Source organism: Paenibacillus glacialis (assembly GCF_001637205.1).
Taxonomy (GTDB): domain Bacteria; phylum Bacillota; class Bacilli; order Paenibacillales; family Paenibacillaceae; genus Paenibacillus_AQ; species Paenibacillus_AQ glacialis.
In genome coordinates this window covers 342,603-363,669 of record NZ_LVJH01000070.1, presented here as the reverse complement: position 1 = coordinate 363,669, position 21,067 = coordinate 342,603, and the positions used below count along the sequence as shown (strand labels likewise).

The 21,067-nt window shown below is 43.2% G+C and carries 18 protein-coding genes and 1 CRISPR repeat array; all 18 genes read left to right on the top strand.

What is annotated here, in order from left to right; translation table 11 throughout:
- Positions 1-15 precede the first annotated feature (15 nt).
- The gene (locus PGLA_RS24410) at positions 16-1,200 is read left to right on the top strand and encodes an acetyl-CoA C-acyltransferase (RefSeq protein ID WP_068537794.1); all 1,185 of its coding nucleotides are present in this window, start codon (positions 16-18) and stop codon (positions 1,198-1,200) included.
- 33 nt (positions 1,201-1,233) lie between these two features.
- Positions 1,234-3,003 carry an acyl-CoA dehydrogenase family protein gene (locus tag PGLA_RS24405; protein WP_068537793.1) on the top strand — a complete coding sequence of 590 codons (1,770 nt, stop codon included), beginning with the start codon at positions 1,234-1,236 and terminating at the stop codon, positions 3,001-3,003.
- Positions 3,004-3,193: 190 nt separating this feature from the next.
- Positions 3,194-4,864, top strand: coding sequence for an AMP-binding protein (locus tag PGLA_RS24400; protein WP_068537792.1), 1,671 nt, complete (start codon positions 3,194-3,196; stop codon positions 4,862-4,864).
- Between the two features lie 47 nt (positions 4,865-4,911).
- Positions 4,912-5,340: a PaaI family thioesterase gene (locus tag PGLA_RS24395; protein WP_068537791.1), complete on the top strand. Its 429-nt coding sequence runs from the start codon at positions 4,912-4,914 to the stop codon at positions 5,338-5,340.
- 353 nt (positions 5,341-5,693) lie between these two features.
- Positions 5,694-6,587: a carbohydrate ABC transporter permease gene (locus tag PGLA_RS24390; protein WP_068537790.1), complete on the top strand. Its 894-nt coding sequence runs from the start codon at positions 5,694-5,696 to the stop codon at positions 6,585-6,587.
- On the top strand, positions 6,584-7,468 hold the full coding sequence (locus PGLA_RS24385) for a carbohydrate ABC transporter permease (protein WP_068537789.1): 885 nt from the start codon (positions 6,584-6,586) through the stop codon (positions 7,466-7,468). The genes PGLA_RS24390 and PGLA_RS24385 overlap by 4 nt, the downstream gene beginning before the upstream one ends.
- 54 nt (positions 7,469-7,522) lie before the next feature.
- The gene (locus PGLA_RS24380; protein ID WP_068537788.1) at positions 7,523-8,893 is read left to right on the top strand and encodes an ABC transporter substrate-binding protein; all 1,371 of its coding nucleotides are present in this window, start codon (positions 7,523-7,525) and stop codon (positions 8,891-8,893) included.
- Between the two features lie 120 nt (positions 8,894-9,013).
- The gene (locus PGLA_RS24375) at positions 9,014-10,021 is read left to right on the top strand and encodes a LacI family DNA-binding transcriptional regulator (RefSeq protein ID WP_068537787.1); all 1,008 of its coding nucleotides are present in this window, start codon (positions 9,014-9,016) and stop codon (positions 10,019-10,021) included.
- Between the two features lie 53 nt (positions 10,022-10,074).
- Positions 10,075-11,052 (top strand): N-acetylglucosamine kinase, encoded by a 978-nt coding sequence (locus PGLA_RS24370; protein WP_068537786.1) that lies wholly within the window; start codon positions 10,075-10,077, stop codon positions 11,050-11,052.
- 24 nt (positions 11,053-11,076) lie between these two features.
- Complete coding sequence (locus PGLA_RS24365; protein WP_068537785.1) at positions 11,077-12,396, top strand: 6-phospho-beta-glucosidase; 1,320 nt, start codon at positions 11,077-11,079, stop codon at positions 12,394-12,396.
- Positions 12,397-12,571: 175 nt separating this feature from the next.
- A complete protein-coding gene (locus tag PGLA_RS24360) occupies positions 12,572-13,642 on the top strand; it encodes an FAD:protein FMN transferase (RefSeq protein ID WP_068537784.1) in 1,071 nt (356 codons plus the stop codon).
- Positions 13,643-13,993: 351 nt separating this feature from the next.
- Positions 13,994-14,212 (top strand): hypothetical protein, encoded by a 219-nt coding sequence (locus tag PGLA_RS24355; RefSeq protein WP_084411470.1) that lies wholly within the window; start codon positions 13,994-13,996, stop codon positions 14,210-14,212.
- Between the two features lie 27 nt (positions 14,213-14,239).
- The gene (locus PGLA_RS24350) at positions 14,240-14,932 is read left to right on the top strand and encodes a hypothetical protein (protein ID WP_068537783.1); all 693 of its coding nucleotides are present in this window, start codon (positions 14,240-14,242) and stop codon (positions 14,930-14,932) included.
- Positions 14,929-16,137 carry a glutathionylspermidine synthase family protein gene (locus tag PGLA_RS24345; protein WP_068537782.1) on the top strand — a complete coding sequence of 403 codons (1,209 nt, stop codon included), beginning with the start codon at positions 14,929-14,931 and terminating at the stop codon, positions 16,135-16,137. The genes PGLA_RS24350 and PGLA_RS24345 overlap by 4 nt, the downstream gene beginning before the upstream one ends.
- Before the next feature lie 35 nt (positions 16,138-16,172).
- Entirely contained in the window at positions 16,173-16,808 is a 636-nt protein-coding gene (locus tag PGLA_RS24340; RefSeq protein WP_425415421.1) for a signal peptide protein, read from the top strand.
- Positions 16,808-17,197 carry a DUF350 domain-containing protein gene (locus tag PGLA_RS24335; RefSeq protein ID WP_425415420.1) on the top strand — a complete coding sequence of 130 codons (390 nt, stop codon included), beginning with the start codon at positions 16,808-16,810 and terminating at the stop codon, positions 17,195-17,197. The genes PGLA_RS24340 and PGLA_RS24335 overlap by 1 nt, the downstream gene beginning before the upstream one ends.
- Positions 17,198-17,320: 123 nt before the next feature.
- Complete coding sequence (locus PGLA_RS24330) at positions 17,321-18,304, top strand: potassium channel family protein (RefSeq protein ID WP_342671708.1); 984 nt, start codon at positions 17,321-17,323, stop codon at positions 18,302-18,304.
- A gap of 534 nt (positions 18,305-18,838) precedes the next feature.
- Positions 18,839-20,248: direct repeats of the CRISPR family, unit length 32 nt; unit sequence GTCGCACTCTATGTGAGTGCGTGGATTGAAAT.
- Between the two features lie 627 nt (positions 20,249-20,875).
- Positions 20,876-21,049, top strand: coding sequence for a hypothetical protein (locus PGLA_RS28270; RefSeq protein ID WP_161487993.1), 174 nt, complete (start codon positions 20,876-20,878; stop codon positions 21,047-21,049).
- Positions 21,050-21,067: the final 18 nt, after the last annotated feature.

Here is a 21,067-nt window from a genome sequence, read left to right as displayed (position 1 = left end):
AAGGGTGAGGATTCAATGAAAGAAGCTGTAATCGTATCCATGGCACGTACTGCAATCGGGAAATCCAAAAAAGGAAGCCTAGTGCAGACGCGTGCGGATGAGTTGGGGAAAATCGTTCTGGATGCTGTTATCGATCGGGCACCTGGTCTCAGGAAGGAAGATGTAGAAGATATCATTATCGGTTGTGCTATGCCAGAAGGTGCACAGGGATTGAACTTTGCCCGTATTATGTCATTGTATGCTGGATTTCCAATCACGGTTCCGGCGCTGACAATCAACCGATTCTGCGCTTCGGGCTTACAGTCTATCGCTTTCGCAGCCGAACGGATCATGTTAGGGCATGCCGACATCCTGATCGCGGGTGGAGTAGAGAGTATGAGTCAGGTGCCAATGACAGGATTTAAGATATCACCTAATCCAAGAATTGTTGAGGAAATGCCGGAAGTATATATCGGTATGGGGCATACGGCCGAACGAGTTGCGGAAAAATTCAATATTTCTCGTCATGATCAGGACCTATTCGCAGCACGATCGCATGAGAAAGCAGCACGGGCGATAGCGGAGGGGAGATTTAAAGATGAGATTATTCCAGTTCAAGCGGAGCTGAAGAGTGTAGATGAGAGCGGTCATCTATCGATTAAGTCTTTTATTTTCGATACCGATGAAGGTGTTCGAGCGGACACAAATGTTGAAACACTGAGTAAGCTGAAACCAGCGTTTAAATTAGGAGGCACGGTTACGGCAGGGAACACGTCTCAGACAAGTGATGGTGCAGCTGTAGTCGTCATGATGAGTAAAGAGAAAGCTGACGAACTTGGTTTGGAACCACTGGCAACGTTTCGGTCGTTTGCAGTAGCGGGAGTGGAACCGGAATTGATGGGTGTAGGGCCAGTCAAAGCGATCCCGAAAGCGTTACAAATGGCTGGAATCACGCTTGAAGACGTTCGTTTATTTGAAATCAATGAAGCCTTTGCTTCTCAATGTGTGCATGTCATCCGGGAGCTTGGTATCGATGAAGAGAAAGTTAACGTGAACGGGGGGGCGATTGCCCTTGGACATCCACTAGGGTGCACAGGTACTAAACTTACGACAACATTAATTCAGGAACTGCGAAGACGTGGTGGGGGTTACGGTGTCGTCTCAATGTGTATCGGAGGTGGGATGGGCGCAGCGGGGGTCTTTGAAGTTCATCCTCAATAAAATTCACTCATGAGGGTAAAGGAGAGGGAAACGATGAGCAAAGTGTTGGGTGGAAGTTTCATGATTGAGGATATCGATTTTCTACAAATCATAACGCCAGAGGACTTTACGGAAGAGCATCGTATGATTGCGGAGACAACGGAACAATTCGTAAGCGCTGAGATTACGCCTAGAGATGAAGAAATTGAAAAGCTTAACTATGGATTGACGGTTGAATTGTTGCAAAAAGCCGGTGAGATTGGCCTCCTCGGTGCTGAAGTTCCAGAGAACTATGGAGGCCTAGGACTGGATAAAGTAAGTGCTACATTAATTAGCGAGAAGCTGACCAAGGCTTCATCATTCGCGTTATCTTTCGGGGCACATGTAGGGATTGGGACACTTCCGATTGTTTACTTCGGAACAGATGAGCAGAAGCAGAAGTATTTGCCCGCGCTTGCTACAGGTGAGCAAATTGCCGCTTATTGTCTGACGGAACCCTCATCTGGATCGGATGCGCTCGGGGCCAAAACAACGGCTACGCTTACGGAGGATGGTCAGTATTACGTTCTGAATGGGAGTAAGCAATTTATTACGAATGCGGGTTTTGCTGACATCTTTATCGTGTATGCGAAAGTGAACGGCATGGAGTTTAGCACTTTTATCGTGGAGCGTACGATGGAAGGACTTAGCATCGGTCCGGAAGAGAGGAAGATGGGAATCAAGGGTTCGTCTACCTGTCCGTTGATCCTGGAGGACGTCAAAGTTCCGGTTGATAACCTATTGTGGGAAGTCGGTAAGGGACATTTGATTGCTTTTAATATATTGAATATTGGCCGCTTTAAATTGGCTGCCGGATGTGTCGGTGGTTCGAAAGACTCGATCGAGTACGCAGCCAAATATGCTAATGAACGCACACAATTTGGCCGTAAAATCTCATCATTTCCTCTCATGGGCAAAAAACTGGCAGAAATGAACATACGTACGTATGTGTTGGAAAGTATGGTTTACCGGACAGCGGGTCTGTTCGATATCGGCTTAGCTGATGTGGACTATGATAGTCCGAATGTGGGATACCAATCTGCCAAAGCCATTGCAGAGTATCAGTTAGAATGCTCCATTAACAAAGTATTCGGTTCTGAAACGCTCGATTTCATCGTGGATGAAGGTGTTCAGATTCACGGAGGGTATGGATTCATTCAAGAATATAGTGTTGAACGTAATTATCGCGATTCCCGGATTAATCGTATTTTTGAAGGGACGAATGAAATCAATCGTCTACTCATCCCGGGTACGTTGATTAAGCGGGCTATGAAGGGAGAATTACCTTTAATGCAAAAAGCGGTAGCCTTACAATCAGAATTGTTAAGTCTAGTTCCTGGTCAACTATTCGAAGGTACTCTCGAGCAAGAAACACATATACTATCCATGACAAAGAAAATATTCCTAATGGTTGGTGCGCAGGCCGTACAAAAGTACCAATTGAAGTTAGAACAAGAACAAGAAGTACTTAGTCATCTAGCAGATATAATGATTACAGTGTTCGCAATGGAAAGCGCTTTACTCCGCACAAAGAAGAGTATCAATCAAGTGGGAGAAGCGAAAGCGAGCAATGCCATTAACATGACGATAGCCTTTATACATGAAGAATTCGATCGGATCGAATGTTGGGCGAAAGAGACGCTCGCAGCGATGGAATCCGGAGATACACTTCGAACTGGACTTTCAGTGTTGAAAAAGATGACCAGAAGAACACAAGTTAACACGTTAGGATTGAAACGGAAAATTGCTGCGAAAGTGATTGAAGCGGAGAAGTACGTATTATAAATACGTGTTCAAAAAGTCAGATTTTCAGCACCTGAAATGTTTCCGGAGGAAACATACTTCGAAAGCTTATGCTAGGGGCCCGGATGAATTCAAGATTCGATATCGATTCTACTCCATGATTTACTTCGTGATCAAAAGATGACTTTTTGAACAACCTCTTTAGTGGATTCTTGAGAATGGGGTGACCATCATGGTAGATAAACCTTGGTTAGAACATTATCCAGTTGAAGTACCCACAACATATGATTATCCGAAGCAAAATTTGGCGCAGTTTTTGGTCGATTCCGCACAATTGTATCCAGAGCATATTGCTCTGGATTTCCTAGGGAATAAGATGTCTTACAAAGAACTACTGGACTCGGTTTACCGTTTCACAAATGCCCTGCTCAAGCTGGGCATTTGTAAAGGCGACCGAGTGGCCGTCATGTTACCGAACTGTCCGCAGGCTGTGATCGCTTATTATGGAACGCTTCTGATGGGTGGCATCGTTGTAATGACGAACCCACTATATATGCCACGCGAGTTAGAGTACCAGTTGAAGGACGCAAGTGTCCAAATGATTGTAACGCTGGATATCCTAGTTGATCGGGTGAAGACAGCAACGGAGAAAGACCCGTTAGATTATATTCTGGTGACTTCCATTAAAGATTACTTGCCAATTCCTAAGAATTGGTTATACGCATTGAAGACTAAAAAAACGGGAAAGCCAATCATATATGATAACAGTGTCTTATCTTTCCGTTTGTTCTTAAAACAGTCGACGGGGACGCCTATTCAAATTCCAGTTGAAGCTGAAGAAGATTTAGCACTCATTCAATATACGGGAGGGACCACGGGCTTCGCTAAGGGCGTCATGCTGACACATATGAATCTGGTGGCTAATACCGTTCAGGGTAAGCTCTGGTTCTATCGTGCTGAAATCGCGAAAGAACGATATTTAGCTGCACTTCCATTCTTCCATGTCTTCGGGATGACGGTGTTACTTAATCAATCCATTCATATGGCGGGTACGTTGATATTAATGCCACGGTTCGACATTAATCAAATTCTTAAAACGATGGGCCGATTGAAGCCAACTGTATTTCCTGGAGCACCTACCATGTATATTGCAGTGATCAATCACCCTGATGTTCACAAATTCGATTTGTCCTCCGTCAAAATATGTATTAGCGGTGCAGCATCTTTACCGGTTGAGGTGCAGGAGCGCTTTGAGAGTATTACAGGGGGCACGCTGATCGAAGGTTATGGACTGACAGAAACGTCACCTGTAACACATGCGAACAACCTTTGGGAGAAGCGCAAAGTCGGTTCTGTGGGCATTCCTTTTCCTGATACAGATGCTCGTATCGTCCATCCGGAGTCCGGAGAAGAGATGCCACTAGGCGATATTGGTGAACTCATTATCCGAGGTCCACAGGTCATGAAGGGATATTGGCAGCAACCAGAAGAAACGAATAAAGCGCTTCGCGATGGATGGCTATACACGGGAGACTTAGCAAGGATGGATACGGATGGGTTTTTCTATGTTTTGGATCGTCGTAAAGATTTGATTATCGCCGGAGGGTACAATATTTATCCGCGAGAAGTGGAAGAGGTGTTGTTCGAGCATCCGGATGTGGAAGAAGCGGTTGTCGCTGGGGTGGTGGATCCTTACCGTGGTGAGACAGTAAAAGCGTACATTATTCTGAAAGAGGGATCTACTGCCAATGAGGAAGATTTAAAACGCTGGTGTAAAGAGAAATTGGCCGTATATAAAGTTCCCAAAATATATGAGTTTCGCGATACTTTTCCAAAAACATTAGTGGGTAAAGTGCTTCGACGGAAGTTAATTGACGAAGATAATGACAAGATGCCTAAGTGACGATCATATAGATATAATAAAGTGTAACAAGTAAGGAGGATCTAATTATGAAAGCGGATTCGGAAAGTGGGCATCCTGACTTGGAACATTGGGGGAAAATAGCTGAATCTACGTTTTGGGGATTCTTGGGCTGTGAACTAGAGGAGTTAAGCGAGAAGAGGGTAGTCGTTTCCATCGACATTAAACCACATCATCTCAATTTAATCGGTATTCTTCATGGAGGTGTCCACGCGACATTAATCGACTCCGCAATGGGATTAATTGCGATGATTGCAAGACCCCAGGACAACGTAGTTACAAGCAATCTATCGATTAATTACTTGGCGCCAACGGAGAGAGGACGGGTTTTGGTAACGGCAGAACTCATCCACAGTTCTCGTAAAATGATTACAACACAAGCTTTCGCAAGGACGGAGAATGGGGAGTTATGTGCTTTTGGAACGGGAACCTTCCGTGTGATTAATAAACCGGTCTAATGTAAATGAATCATGAGATGCACCGCTTAGAATATGCATTTAAAAACCCCATGGGTATATTTGCAAATGAGATTCTAGCAGGTGCATTTTAATGATTCTTAGGAACAAAATACACAAGTGTAATCGTGAAATACTGCAAACAGTAGCAAGCGGTTACATTATTAAAAAAAGATATAAAAAAATATTGATTATTTGTAATTCATCCTCTATGATATTGTCAACAGGATGAATCGAAAATTAAAGCACTTTAATTTTCAAACAAACAGATAGTTGGTTAGCAATATACTAGGGAGATAATTGCTCTATAAAGTTAAAGCGCTTTAACTTTAATATGCAGAAAGGTTGGTATTTTTATGACCCACCGGGATAGCCGGCGACAGACGATTTACATGTATTTATTCATTGCTCCTTGGCTCATCGGCTTCTTTGTATTCGCTCTGTATCCTATTTTATCATCATTGTATTTCAGCTTCACGGATTATGACATCATCCACCCGCCAGTGTTCGTTGGACTTGCGAATTACACGGAGATGTTCAGTAATGATCTTTTTTGGAAATCGGTTACGGTCACGCTTAGGTATACGATCATCAGTGTGCCTATCCAGCTTGTGCTAGGTCTGGGATTTGCTTTGCTACTTCATCAGAAAATTCCCTTTCGTGGATTTTTTCGAACAGCGATGTATTTTCCGAGTATGGTATCAGGAGTAGCGATGTCGCTTCTTTGGTATTGGATCTTCAATCCTCAGATTGGGTTGTTCAATTACGTGCTTTCTTGGTTCGGTATTAAAGGACCTGCATGGCTCATGAATCCGGATACTTCACTGTATGCCCTGATTATTATGTCCTTATGGACGGTAGGTACTGGCATGATACTGTTTCTTGCAGGGCTTCAAGGGGTTCCAGCAAGCTTGATTGAAGCGGCCAAATTGGATGGGGCAGGAAGGTTCAAGACTTTTCTGAATGTGACATTGCCGATGATCTCACCGGTATTGCTCTTCCAACTCATCATGGGTGCGATTGATTCTTTCCAAGTGTTCACACAAGCTTTCGTTATGACCCAAGGTGGTCCGAACTACTCAACCTGGTTCTACGTCTACAACCTGTACACCAGCGCCTTCAAAGAATATCGTGCAGGTTACTCGTCGGCTCTGGCCTGGGTACTATTGATCGTCGTCATGCTGTTCACAGCACTAGTGATGAAGTTCTCGAACCGTTATGTGCATTATGAAGGAGGCGGAAATAAATGAGTACGATACCTTCTACCAGTCCCAAATCTCCGTCCTCTACAGTAAGACACAAACGCAAATTCGATGCAGTAAGTGTAATGAGTTTTATTTCACTAGTCATTGTTACCTTTCTTATGTTGTTGCCATTATTCTTTATGGTATCTACCTCGCTGAAGTCAAAGCGGGAGATGCTTAAGTTCCCCCCGACGTTTCTTCCGGAGACTTGGCAATGGAGCAACTATAAGGATATCTTCGACACTTTGCAGTTCGGGACATTATATGGAAATAGCTTACTTATTGGGGGATTGACCGTATTAGGGACGCTATTGTCTTCATCCCTTGCTGCTTACGGGTTCGCTAGATACAAGGGGAAAGGTAGAAATGTCTGGTTCATGCTTCTGCTTAGCACGATGATGCTTCCTTATCCTGCTATTATGATCCCGCAGTTCATTCTCTTTTCCAAAATGAACTGGATCGACACGTTCCTGCCGCTCATCGTTCCTGCATTCTTCGGCTCAGCTTATAACATCTTTCTGCTGCGTCAGTTCTTCACCACGCTGCCCGATGAACTGTTCGACGCGGGACGTATTGATGGTTGTGGAGAGTTCCGAATGTGGCTTAAGATTGCCCTTCCGCTCTCCGGGCCAGCACTCGCTACCGTAGCGATCTTTGCATTTATCTACAGCTGGAATGACCTGCTCACCCCGGTGCTCTACTTAAGTTCATCGGAGAAATTCACGCTTCCGGTCGGCATGGCTTCACTCACATCGTCGCGGTTTCGTATTCCGCCGTGGCATCTGTTGATGGTCGCATCGGTGCTTGCAATGGTACCGATCGTCACATTGTTCGCCATAGCTCAGAAGAAATTCGTTGAGGGGATTGTACTCACAGGCATCAAGTAACCTACTTACCGCATAGGCGGCAGAAACCACTTGAACTAATGGAGGAATTGACCCATGAATAAGAACAGGAAAAGAAAAACACCAGCACTATTGCTCGCTACGGTAATGTTTGTCGTACTTGCAATGTCAGGATGCAGTGGCGGTAAATCTGCAGGCGAAGTAGATAGCAGTGGTTCAGGTAAAGGAGAGAAAGTAACCATTACCCACTACACCATCGATTCGGAAGACCGCACGTTTATTGAGAAGCTTATTCCTGATTTTGAAAAAAAACATCCGAACATTAAGGTTAAGGTAGAGAAGGCACCTTATGAGCAATTTGACAGCAAACTTCAGACGTTGATTGCAGGAGATAAATCACCTGACGTAACGAGCCATTATGGATATGGCGGATTTGCAGAGTACTACAATAAAGGCATGCTACTCGATCTGACAGACATCATTAAAGAAGATGATTTCAAAGCAGGGGATTACAACATACCGGAAGATCTGATGAAAATTTACACGGTCAAAGATCGCACTTACGGTATACCCGTCAACATGTACGTAACGCTCATGCTCTATAACAAAGACATGTTCGATGCGGCGAGTCTGTCTTACCCTTCTAGTGACTATGAGGATAAGAGTTGGACATTCGATAAGATGGTTGAAGACGCTAAGAAAATGACTGTAATATCTGATGACGTAGGTAAGACGCAGTATGGTGTTGACTTCACCTGGGCTGAGCGCGATATGCGCCCACTGTATTTTGGAGCCCAGCCTTACTCTGAAGATACATGGACGAATGGTGGTGTTCCTTCAGCTACTCACTTTGATTCCCCAGAAGTGATTGCGGCTTACAACAAATTGTTCGGACTCATAACGAAAGAAAAGGTCTCTCCTTCTACGGAATGGAGTAAGAGTGTAGCGGGACAAAATGGTGATCCGTTTGTCGCAGGGAAGATTGGTATGTCTGTCACGGGCTCATGGAGTCTTGCAGGTGCTAATGACTTTCCTTTCAAAATCGGTGTAGCTGCTGTGCCTTGGGAAGGTGACAATAAAGTACGTAGTACATTATTCGTTGATCCACTGCTGATCCTAAAAGGATCTAAGCATCCGAAGGAAGCTTTCGAATGGGTTAAGTTCCTAGTTACAACTGAAGTTCAAGAGAAGTCCATCGAACTAAGCGGAGGCAACCCACCGGTCAATACCAAAGCAGCAGAAACATACTACAAACACTTTGAAGGTATCGATCCTGCAGACGTGAAGAAGGTATACGAAGGCGGCGTCAAATACGGATTTGAATCTTATAACCACTTGGTCACGAATTACTCGCAGATTAATGACATGTTCATTAATGAAATGCAGCCGATCGAGACTGGACATAAGACGGTTGAAGAAGTAATGCCGACAATTCAAAAGAAAATAACGGAAATCATCAAACGCTAACCATGCTCCTATTCCACCGTCCCGCAAGGGACGGTACAAATGTTTAGCGGTCAGCCTTCCGTACATGTATACTAAATATAAGTTTCTATGTACGGAAAATCTGCCGCAAGGAGAATGATTATGAAGGTAAGTATTTTTGATGTAGCCAAAAAATCAGGAATGTCAGTTGTGACAGTCTCCCGTGTGTTAAATGGAGCACAATCAGTACGTGAAAAGAACCGCCAAAAGGTACTTGACGCTATCAAAGAACTGGATTACCGGCCGAATGCGGCTGCCCGCAGCCTTGCCCGCGGTAAAACCGGTATTATCGGTTTAATCGTGACTACGCTACAGGATGCATTCTTTGATGCAATTGTTAAGGAACTCAATGAAGTGCTCGCACTCCACGGTTATTTCCTTGCAGTGTCAATATCAGAAGGTAGCGGTTCGGATGGAAATCACTATCTTATCCAAGAAGATCGGGTCGACGGTTTAATTTTACTCTCGCCTTTAGAAGAAGATAGTTATATTATGGAATTAAAGCGTCGGAATATCCCGTATGTTCTGATCGATAATCAGAAGCCTGAGAATGATGCTTTCTCGGTGACTATAGATAATTTCAAAGGCGGATATGCAGCAACCAAACATCTGCTCGATCTAGGTCACACCTCAATTGCCCACTTGTGTGGTAATGAAATGTTCCGGAGTACGCGTGAACGCCGCAACGGATTTCTACAGGCCCTTCAAGAAGAGGGGATTACTCCGTTTGAGATGGTACAAGGGGATTTTGAAATTGAATTTGGTTATGAGGCCTGTTGGAAGTGGGTTAGAGATGGTAACCTACCTACTGCCGTGTTCGCAGGGGATGACAATATTGCCCTCGGTGTGATCAATGCCTTGATGGAAGCCAGAATCAGCATACCGGAGCAGGTAGCTATTGTTGGTTACGATGATCAAAACATTGCCTCACAGTTTCGTCCGCACTTAACAACGGTCCGTCAACCGGCTGATCGGATTGGTCTGGCTGCTGCTGATATGTTGCTCAAGCGCATAGACGGAACGATGAAACGAGCATCGAGCCTTAAAATTGATCCAGAGCTGATTGTTAGGGAATCCACCATCAAGAGTAAATTATCTTCTAGTGAATAGATCGAAATAGTGAAATTTTTCTGATATTTTATTAATAATAGGAGTGACGATCATTGGCTTACTACTTGGGAATCGATGGGGGCGGAACGAAGACTTACGCCCTGTTGACCGATGAATTTGGAAATGTACTCGGTAAAGGTAAGAGCGGTAACGGTAACCACCAGATTAACGCTACAGTAGCTACAAATAGTATCCGAGAAGCAACTTTAAGTGCTCTTTCAGAGGCTGGTATCGAAATCGAAGACATCACTCATGCTTACTTAGGCCTTGCAGGAGCGGACCGCGAAGCGGATTACGATATTCTACATCCGTTGATTCGTAGCATTGGATTTACGAACTATACTATTAACTGCGACACCATGATCGGACTTCGAGCGGGTACCAACCGACCATATGGTATCTCCCTCATTTGCGGCACAGGAACCAATTCCGCCGGAAGAAATCCACAGGGTGAACATTATCAATGTGGTGGATTTAGTTATATGTTTGGTGATTTTGGCGGAGGCGGAGGATTGAATATTGAGGTGTTCCGTTCTGTTATCCGAGCATGGGACGGCCGTGAGCAGCCAACGCTACTGACGGGCTTACTACTTCAACTTCTTGGTTACAGCACCGTTGAAGATATGTTTAATGATTTTCAGGATAATGGAAGAAGTGTTCCGGTGGATGCTGCCAGATTACTGTTTGAAGCAGCAGCTGGAGAGGATGCAGTTGCTCTTGAAATCTTAAATCATCAGGGTGTGGATTTAGGTAAATCTGCAGCTGCTATCGTGCAAAGGCTGAGTATGGCTAACGATACATTTGACGTTGTACTTGTAGGCAGTCTGCTAACTAGAGGCGATCAGGGCTGGATTCGTGGCCCGATTGAGCAGTCATTACATAAGGTTGCACCTCACGCGTCTGTCGTTACATTAACTACTGAGCCAGTTGTGGGTGCACTGTGGTCTGCTATGGAAGAAGATGGACTGACAATTAGCCAAGAAGTATTTGAGAACATGCGGGTTTACAGTGATTTTGAACTTATAAAATAAACTATACGATGGGATGTGGCAATAATGGCAACAAAACAAGGATTGAAAATAGCTGTTATCGGTGGGGGATCTTCGTATACTCCAGAATTGGTAGAAGGATTTATTCTTCATTACAATGAACTTCCAGTACGTGAATTATGGCTCGTTGATATTGATTCTGGATTACACAAGTTGAACATTGTCGGTAATTTAGCGAAACGTATGGTTGAGAAATCAGGACTACCGATTGAGGTACATCTGACGACAGACCGCCGTCAGGCTATTGCCGGAGCTGACTTTGTGAGTACCCAGATGCGTGTAGGGATGTTGGCAGCGCGTGGCCGTGATGAATCCATTCCATTGAAATATGGCGTCATCGGACAAGAGACTACGGGTCCTGGTGGGATGATGAAGGCACTACGTACCATTCCTGTCCTGTTGGACGTTTGTAAGGATATAGAAGAGCTTGCTCCTGATGCATGGTTGCTTAATTTCACCAATCCTGCAGGTATGGTAACTGAGGCAATTATCAAGTATTCTAATGTCAAAAGTATTGGATTATGTAATGCGCCAATCGGTCTAATCAAACAGGCTTCAGCTAAGTATCAGGTTGCACCTGATCGCGTGTATGCTGAATTTGTAGGACTAAACCATCTTCACTGGATTACCCGTATTGATGTTGAAGGTGAGGACAAATTGGACGAGATGTTGGCAGATACTGCTGGTTATAGCGCTAAGAATGTTCCTGCTTGTGAATGGAATCCAGAATTCTTGCAGTCCCTTCGAGCTTTGCCATCATACTATTTGAAATATTTCTACATGACGGATGAAATGCTAAAAGAACAGCTTGATTCCCACAATAAAGGTATCAATCGTGCTGAAGTCGTGAAGCGCGTAGAAGAAGAATTGTTCGAGTTGTACAGTGATGTTGATCTGCAGGATAAACCTAAGCAGTTGGAGCAACGTGGAGGAGCATTCTATTCTGAAGCAGCTGTAAACTTGATGAGATCTCTTTACAACGGTACAAACGATATTCAAACGCTCAATGTGGCGAACAATGGTATTCTTGACTTCCTACCAGATAACGCTAGCATCGAAGTTAACTGTGTTGTTACGAAGAACGGCCCTCTTCCTCTTCCTTTAACGAAGATCCCGCCTTCTGCTGTAGGTCTTATCCATGCAGTCAAAACGTATGAGCAACTTGCTATAGATGCAGCTGTAACAGGAGATCGTGGCCTAGCTATTCAAGCTATGGCTCATCATCCGCTCGTTCCATCCGTAGGAATAGCTATTAAAATGTTAGATGAAATGTTGGAAGCGAATAAGGAATATTTACCTCGCTTTTTCACTCCAGAATCAGTCTGAGTATTTCATTAAATAAATAATGGCAGTCCCGAACAGGAGGTTTCGAGTTCGGGGCTGCCATTGTTTTATGATAGAAGCGTGATGAATATCACATACAGTTTTATGGCTGGTCATGGATAATATATTTGATTTTAATATTTTAATATAAAGATACTGTATGGGCAGGTGGGGAGACATGATGATAAGTAGCAAGGTTAAGGTTGGGGTATTGGTGTTTCTTCTGTTTGTAGGAGCAGGGATTGGATTATTCTATTGGAATGATAGTTCGAGCAAGAGTGATCTAACTAGCGAGTCGGTGAAGAAGACACTTTATAAATTTGCTACCGTGATCAATCTGAAATTATACGGCGATGATGAAAGTGAACGGCATTTTAAGGCAGTCGAGAAGATGCTTGATGATATTGATCAACAGATAAATATGTCGAATAAAGATAGTGAGATACATGCCATTAATGAGGCAGCAGGAAAAAAAGCAATTAAGGTCTCCAAAGGGACATTTGATCTTATGAAAGTATCTATTGAATATGCGAAAGATACGCAAGGAGCATTTGATCCAAGTATCGGACCACTCGTTAGTCTATGGAAGATTGGAAACGGCGGCGAGCATGTCCCAGACGTAAACCTTATTAATCAAGCGAAGTCGCTCGTCAATTATAAGGATATCATAATGGATGAAGCTAATTTGACAATTAAGCTAGCAAAGGAAGGGATGTCCCTTGATCTTGGTGGTATTGGAAAGGGGTACGCCGCTGACTTAGTAGCTGATTATTTGCATGAAGAGCAGGTTGAAAGTGCGATTATTGATCTCGGAGGCAGCAGCATCATTGCCATTGGTAGAAAGCCAAGCGGGGAGCAGTGGCGGATTGGGCTTCAGGATCCAGATCGTGAGCGTGGCGAACAACTAGCACTCATTCAACTTGATAACGAGACAATTGATTCATCGGGGGTATATGAGCGTTTCTTCATGGAGAATGGTGTGAGATATCATCATATTCTAGATCCGAAGACGGGCTTTCCTACGAAGAATGGGTTGAAAAGTGTAACCATTATAGGTGGGACGGCGACTGATGCGGATGTACTTTCGACGGCCGTAGTCGTTATGGACTTAGAAGAAGGAATGGCGTATATGAAGCAGAAACAGAATGTGGAAGCGATGTTTATTACAGAGGATAATCGCATCTATATGACTCCTGGATTAAAAGGGAAGATTAACTTGACGAATACGAGATATACTCTTGTAGAATAGCTTGTACAGAAACCCTTAGTATCTGTAATGTGAGATATTAAGGGTTTTTAAAGTGCGATTATGGAAATATGACGAAATGGTTAATAGTTCGACAAATTACAACATTATATGAGTTGATAATACAAATTAATGCAAAATAAACCTCTATCTTAAACGGATTAAAAAAACTACTATTAGAGATAGATTGTGAAAATAAAGCTCTGTAACCACTAGTAGGAAAAGGAATTATGTATTAAATTTAAGGACTAAGTTATGAGTGTTTATCATTATACGTACTCATCGGATATGAAATGAAACGTATAAGTGCAAATACCGTATCAGAATTATCATGGTTATGAGGAGGAATGGATAATGGTGGATAATGGGATGGGTGTCATCTTATTTGAAAAAATGCCAGATGGTGAGCTTCGTGTCATTGAGGAGCGCACATGGAGCATGAATATGATTGCTGCATTGGAGCATGTCAATTATCTTGTGGTGGGTACCAAAGAATATGAGACAGTGGAAGGGCGCCTGAATGTGGACGAAGGGAAGCTGGAGCTTCTCCTTGTACCGATGCGCACCGAATAAATAATGTCATGGAAGGAGGATGTTGTGGTGACTAAAGATGAAAATGCTAAAGAACTAGCTATATCGAAGTTGTTCACCCCTGAAGGGAAGCCGATTCGTGTATTATCTACCTCGCTCGGTATTGCCCTTTTGGCGAATGCACTGTTTGTTCCGGCTGCTGTAGGAGCCAGTGGTAGTACTTCTGCGGATGAGCCTCAGCTTGTGTCTTGGTCTACTGAAGAGGTCAAAACGTATTTTGACAAAAATGTAGATTGGAATATTCCGTATCCAGATGAGGGTACGAAAGAGGTTGTGAAGCAGGAGCAGGGGGTAACGACCTCCAATGGGACGACTGTAGTGAACAACTACGGCGGTTATAATTCAGGCTTCGGCTGGGATGATTTGTTATTGTATCACATGTTGTTCAACAGTGGCTCTAATTACTCTTCAAGAGGGTGGTACAACGACCGTCCAACCTATTATCCAGGGACTAAGAATACGTATAAGCCTAACACCTATAGCAACGATAAGTTTCAAAATAAGAATGTTCCTGGTTCTGTGGTCAAACCGAAAACATCAACTTCATCCAGCGGCTCTATTACAAGAAGATCAACCTCATCCAAAGCCGGAGGTATCGGAGGGAAATCCAGTGGTCTGAGCTCGTCCAGTAGTTCTAAATCGAGTTCTGGTTCTGTATCCTCCTCGAGGTCAAGCTCTGGTAAGAGTGGTTTTGGAGGATGATCCATCCTCAAAGGGTATTTGAATTCCTAGATCAATCCACTCTTGAACGAGTACCGCGGGTAGAGCAGTTGCATGAGCTCGGATTTACTTGGGCGGACCTTGAGGGTGAGGAATATTGGCTAGATGCAGTTGTCGTTATGCGAAGTGAAATCTACGAAGAGCTTGAAGAGGCATCCAGAATGCTTTGGAATATTCTTGACAAAACGGTTCGCTACGTTCATCTTAAGCATGATTTGTATGACTTGATCGGTATCCCTCCTGTCTTGTGGGAGATGATTGATCAATGTCCTCTACCAGAGAAGGGGCTAATAAGCCGTTACGCACGCTTTGATTTTGCCGTGTCTGATGACGGTACCATTAAGTTGCTGGAACTGAATGCAGATACGCCTACTGGTTATGTGGAAGCATCTATAGCGACGCCTTGGATATGTGAGCAAGCAGGGGAAGGGATATACAGCCCAAATACCGCAATGAAGGATCTTCTTGTAGCGGCGTGGGGGGTAGAGCGTCCAGATACTGCAGCATGTGTTGCTTATGGATCTCATCAAGAGGACTCTGGCACGATTGAAGCGCTTGTACGGCACAGTGGCCTCGATATTCAATGTGTAGATTGCCTTGACTTATCGATTGATCATGGCGTTGTAAAAGATGGTGATGGTCGTATTATTAAGCGGATGTTTGCCTTGTATCCTAAGGAATGGATGGCTATTGATGAAGGCGGCGAAGCCTTGGCGTATGCGATTGAGACTGGACATCTAGAAATTTTCAATTCACCACACAGTATACTATTGCAATCCAAAGGACTCATGGCGGCAGTGTGGGGGATGTATGAGCTAGGTCTGCTATTTGATGAAGAAGAGCGTAAGGCTATTGAAAGCTACATCTTACCTACATATAACAAACCCGTGTTTTCCGGAAACTTTGTATCTAAATCAGTATTTGGCCGTGAGGGGGGTTCTGTACGTCTCTTTGATGAGGGTGGTACGTTGGAACTTCAGGATGAGGAAGGCTTTGATAGCAGTGTGTTATTTCCCTCTGTTTATCAAAAAAGAGCTGAGTTAGCTCGGATAAATACAACAGAAGGTGAATTTCATCTGTTGACCGGTATGTTCATGATTAACGGAAAACCTTGCGGGCTACTCGGCCGGGCAGGTGGACTGATTACAGGCAATGCTAGTCAATTTATTGCGTTGGGAGTGAGATAATTACTATGAAGAAGGAAAAAGACATGCGAGTCCATATGTTAATACGAACATGGAGAAACGGAGTGACCGTTTGTTGTGTGCTTCTAACATTGTTTTTGTTAAGTGCATGCTCGGGTAGTCAGGATAGTGTATTCCATACAGATTCTACCGTAGAGACCACAGATAGCGTATCGCGAGTGCCTTGGGATTACCGAGTTGTAGAGGGCACTGTGGGGGATTTGATCGGTAGTGATATGACAGTCTTGCCTGATAACGGTCTCCTGCCTAATGATGGGAACTATGCAACAGGTGATAAGATCTGGACCTTGCAGTTCATGGATGCTGAGTTGGTAACAGCTGCCGATAAGCGTAATGAAATCCGCTTGTCCTCATGGACCGCTATCAAATCCTACGGAGACCAGAAGACAGCTGCAGCGGATCTGACGAATCTCAAAGTGTCGATAACAACGGATGTTGATCTTGTAGGGGTTTACAAGACGAAGCTAAAGGATAAGACGAGAAACTTTGCTGTGATTCAGCTACCTTCCGGTAACCGGATCAAGCAGCCGATTGACGACAAGCGTTATACAGCATTAGAGAAACAAAAGACCGTATCCGTGGTGTTGGAGGAAGTACATGATTTTGCCGATTATGATTCGGCCTATGCGAAATTTAGGGGGTGGGCTAATTGATGATCGTTGTTAATTTAGTAGTAAGTGTTCTTGTCATCATTTTTCTTCAATTGATAGGTATGGTCATATTTAGCTGGATGACTCCATTCAAAGACATGGAAGAGTTGAAGAATGGGAATGTAGCTGTAGCTCTGGCTCTCGGTGGCAAGTACATGTCAACAGCAATCATTCTGGGTGTAGCTGCTTATACGAATACATCGATATGGTTTATGATGCTGTGGTTCGCTGTAGGTTACCTATGTCTAATAGCAGCTTATTGGATCTTTGAATTATTTACTCCTGGGTTTAGAATTTCTGATCATCTACAAAAGGGCAATGTAGCTGTAGGGCTTATGCTCTGTCTGGTGTTCATCGGGACAGCATTTGCCGTGAGTAGTCTAATCATTTAATTCGAAAATTGCATGTTCAAAAAGATAAGGCTAGCCTCTTGAGTGAATTCACTCGAGAGGCTGTCTTATTAGAGATAGAGAAGGGGTGAACAAGTGCATTTTATTATCAGGATATCCACGAAGATGATGCGCTTAAGAAAAAGGGCCATCGGGCTGATTATCCTACTCTTTATCGTTATGAGTGCATCCATCGCGTATGTACTGGAGCCAAACACCTTTGACAACTGGTTTAATGCATTGTATTGGGTTATGACAACGATGGCTACGGTCGGATATGGTGATTATTTTGCCAAAACGGCAATCGGCAAAGCATTTACAATGTTTCTATATATATTTGGCATCGGTCTGTTAAGCTTGGTCATCGGTAAGGTGATTGACTCTATCGGAGAGTTGCAAAGAAGGAGAGGGGCGGGAACATTGAGCTTTCGTGGTAGGGATCATGTCATACTAATTAATTGGAGTAAGAAAGCACAGGCAGCCGTGGATGAGATTCTATGTTATTCACCGAAGTGTCATATCATCATCATTGATGAGATGGGAAACCATCCGTTGGAGCATATGGAACAGGTTCATTTTATAAGCGGCGATCCATCCAGTGATGAGATTCTTCTTAAGGCTAATATTACGGGGGCTAAGGCTGCGATTGTGTTCGGTGACACACGCATTGATGAAGCGTCGCTGATCGACGGTAAATCGCTACTGATCGCCTCTAGTATTGAGCGCATTGCAGCACAAGTACATACGACTGTAGAAATTATGCAGGAGAAGAACATTCAGAACTTTCGGTACGTTCATGTGAACGAATTCGTGCTGTCACATGATGCTATCTCAAGATTAGCCGTACGATCTGCGCTGCAGGAGGGGAATTCTGAGGTTATTACGCAACTGCTGAGTCGTCAGTATGGTGATGATATTTATGAAATCCCGCTTAATCGTATGTGGAAGACGTATGGAGAGGCTTTTCAGGACCTGCTTCGTCAGGGAGCTACGCTATTGTCCGACCGCAGTGACCTTAGCATCAACCGTAAGCTTGACCAGCCAATCCCTGAGGGTGCAAGGTTGTATATTGTATCGGATGAAGAGACATATAAGCGGATTAAGGGATAGGGTGTTGGGGATTTGATAAATCTGGGTTTATCATCTTTTGTAATATGTACTCAAGTTACCTGACGATGTAACCAGAGGTCTATCACTTATATCTGTGTCTTTGAACTGCTGACACTCATTATACGGTTTGTCCTAAAAACGACTTCAGGATTTAAAACGGGTTACGGGTATGCGAATTGATGATAGCATTTCTTTATAACCCAATTTATCTACGATTCGATTCACATCTTCTTCGTTAAGACGTGTTCGAATCAGGCTTGTAAACGTTTTGTTTTAAAAAAATCACAATTTAAATTACCTTATTTTGGTTGATTCGCAGGTGTGATATACTAGGAAACAATGATAAACATAAGGTGAAATATTTAGTGCGAACCGGAAGCGCACATGAAATCCCTAGGAGGTTCGCACCTAAAAAATTTGGAAAATATCTATAGTTTGGTAAATATTTGCTTTATAAGCGAAGAAAGAAGTGTAGATTTATATATTTTCACTATAAAACCGTTGAAAATTCACTTTTCACATTACTTTTTCGCAGTCGCACTCTATGTGAGTGCGTGGATTGAAATTTCAGAACGATAACCAGACGTGATGCGGATCTCGTCGCACTCTATGTGAGTGCGTGGATTGAAATCCCTGACTCTTGATAGTTGTAGCTCGGTGTTTCGTCGCACTCTATGTGAGTGCGTGGATTGAAATTTCGTCGGTTAACGATAACGAACATGCGCGTTTGGTCGCACTCTATGTGAGTGCGTGGATTGAAATTCTAAGCGACAAATAAATAAAAAAAACTATGATCGTCGCACTCTATGTGAGTGCGTGGATTGAAATTCCACTTGCTGTACTATAAATAAGTGGGTTTCTTGTCGCACTCTATGTGAGTGCGTGGATTGAAATCTCGCTCTCTCAGGCGGAACGTATCAGCTCGCTCCGTCGCACTCTATGTGAGTGCGTGGATTGAAATATTTCCCGGCAAATCCGGGGCGAAAGATGGATCAGTCGCACTCTATGTGAGTGCGTGGATTGAAATTTGGGAAAGGCTTTTGCATGAACTGCTTAACCAAGGTCGCACTCTATGTGAGTGCGTGGATTGAAATTTCTTATTATTGTTTATATATCGATGCTGTTGTTGTCGCACTCTATGTGAGTGCGTGGATTGAAATCACATTGGAATGCTATTCAACAACGCGATAGATTGTCGCACTCTATGTGAGTGCGTGGATTGAAATTTAACGGAGTCACCTACGAATCCTGCGGTTGCCGTCGCACTCTATGTGAGTGCGTGGATTGAAATTTTCAGCAAGAGATAAAGCAGAAAAGTAAGCAAGTCGCACTCTATGTGAGTGCGTGGATTGAAATTATTTTGAAGACTTACTATAGAGGGGTGCGTTTGTCGCACTCTATGTGAGTGCGTGGATTGAAATTGTGCTTGCATTGCATCATTCATTAGCTCTTGCCGTCGCACTCTATGTGAGTGCGTGGATTGAAATGTGTATCTTTTCCCCTCTTTTTCACGAACATATTGTCGCACTCTATGTGAGTGCGTGGATTGAAATTATTTTGAAGACTTACTATAGAGGGGTGCGTTTGTCGCACTCTATGTGAGTGCGTGGATTGAAATTGTGCTTGCATTGCATCATTCATTAGCTCTTGCCGTCGCACTCTATGTGAGTGCGTGGATTGAAATTGATAATTCCAAGTTGTGCGGTTTTTGTAGAAAAGTCGCACTCTATGTGAGTGCGTGGATTGAAATTTGATTTAGAAACCACAACCAATATTGAAGCGGGTCGCACTCTATGTGAGTGCGTGGATTGAAATTTTTCAACACTCGAAACATTAGCCATTTATTCGGTCGCACTCTATGTGAGTGCGTGGATTGAAATTATCATTTTTTATGTAAATGAAGTTGGAATAAGTCGCACTCTACGTGAGTGCGTGGATTGAAATTCAAGGTTCGGCATTGATGGAGCAAATGTTAGCGTCGCACTCTACGTGAGAGTTCGTGGATTGAAATCAACCAAGGTGCAAGGAATGGTCGATGATGTTAAAGTCGCACTCTGTATGAGTGCCTGAATTGAAATATTAATGATACAATGTATTATGTCTCACAACTTTTGTCGCACTCCTTGCGAGTGCGTGGATTGAAAATATGTACTATTTAAATATGAAGAGAAAAAAGGTTTTCTTTTACTTTTTAAGTAAAAGAGGACCTTTTTTGATGTTATAAATAGATTTATTTCCCAATTCAACCAGTATATAGTATATATAATGGCTTAATAAAATATTTAAATAGAACATAGAAATAAATATTTGTTTAGATCAAAACAGGTCGTTCCTCCATCGTTTGCAAATACACGAACGTTGGCCAACTTCTTAATACTCTTAGCAAGTTCAGAATTCGCTAAACTGAGCATGAAGTTCAAGGGAATAAACGCTGGGCCGTCTAAACTATTATGCGTAAGCTCTTGTAGTCATAGAGGTAATCCTTTAAACAAACAGATACTAGAACTATTATAAATCAGTGGACATGTAATGGGAGAATGTTACAATTATATTGGAAGGTTGTGTCGATCCATGAAAGCTAAGCAAGTCAGACAGAATGTAACTCAAAATATTAGGGTAGGTAATGAACAGATTTCTGCCGTAGAGGTCAAGAAATTCAAATCCAGAATTAAAGAACTTGAAGAGGAAAATTGTGCCTTAATAAAAGTTGTGACCATAATCGCCAAAGACCTGAAGACCAATTAAGATAAAAAACAAAAAAAT